This window comes from Micromonospora sp. NPDC049799 (assembly GCF_040656655.1).
Lineage (GTDB): Bacteria > Actinomycetota > Actinomycetes > Mycobacteriales > Micromonosporaceae > Micromonospora.
In genome coordinates, this window is record NZ_JBFAMU010000884.1 from 1 (window position 1) to 1,178 (window position 1,178).

The following is a 1,178-nucleotide window of genomic DNA, read 5'->3' on the forward strand; positions in this document are numbered from 1 at the left end:
ACGGCGGCGCGGCGGTGCCCGCGCCGCGCGCCGTCGATCTCGCGACGCGCGGCCGCGAGGAACCCCTCGGCGTACGTCTCGACAGGGAAGCTCCCGAGGTACCGGGTCCGGGTGGCCCACCGGGTCGCCGCGAGCGGATCGGTGTCCAGCAACCGGTCGAGGACGTCGTCCACGTTGGACATGTCCCGCCGCAGCACGTAGCCCGACCCGGCGAGGGGGAACTCCGCCACGAACTCCTCGCCGCCGCCCACCATGTCGGTCACCGCGTACGGCTTGCCCGAGTAGAGGTAGTCGGAGATGACCCCGGAGACGTCGGAGACCAGCGCGTCGGAACGGTTCACGCACTCAACCAGGGTGAGGTCCCGGCTCGCGGCGGCACCGAAGACGTGCGGCCGGCCGGTGCGCGCCCGGTCCGCCGCCAGCAGCTCCGTCAGCCGGCCGAGCTGCCGTGCCGAGGCCGGGTTCTGCGTGGTGTACGGGTGCGCCCGCAGGATCACCGTCGCGCCCCGGTCCAGCAGCCGCCGCAGCAGCGTCTCGGCCACCGGCAGGGAGCAGTAGTTGGTGTCCGCGTGGTGCCCCGTCCAGGTGGGGGTGTAGAGCACCGTCGGGTGGGCGCGGTCCGGCACCGGCTCGGCGCGTACCTCGATCTTCTCGACCTGGGGGCGACCGACCACCACGAACTTCTCCGCGGGGATCTCCACGCCGGCGCGGGCGTACCGGTCGATGGCGGCCCGACCCGCGACGAAGATCCTGTCGAAGATGGCCGAGACCGGGTTGGCGCTGGGGGCCTTGTCGCTGTCACCGTGGTGCAGTTGCACGTGGGTGAGGTGGGTGAAGCGGATGCAGTGCGCGTTCTTCGCGCCGTGGTTGACGTAGAAGGCCACCTTGACGCTCGGCACGAGCACCTCGTCGATCGCCTTGAGCGTCGGGCAGTACACCACCGGCGCGGTGGTGGCCGCCGCCACGGTCGCCAGGAACTCCGGCTCCCGCAGCACCACCAGGAACGGCCGGCCGATCCGCTCCAGGTAGGGCAGCCACATGGTGACCTGGTACTCGGAGCCCGGCGGCGCGGAGAAGTAGAGCAGGAACTCGGGTCGGTGCCGGCGCAGGGCCTGCGCCACCGGTCCGCCGCCGGCTGGCGGCCGGAACCGCCGCCGGGCCAGGTCCAGCCCGACCGC

The 1,178-nt window shown here is 72.8% G+C and carries 1 protein-coding gene; it reads right to left on the bottom strand.

Features of this window, described 5'->3' with window-relative positions; all coding sequences use genetic code 11:
• On the bottom strand, window positions 1-1,178 hold a 1,178-nt coding region (locus tag AB0I76_RS30345; RefSeq protein ID WP_357042702.1), incomplete at both ends, for a CDP-glycerol glycerophosphotransferase family protein.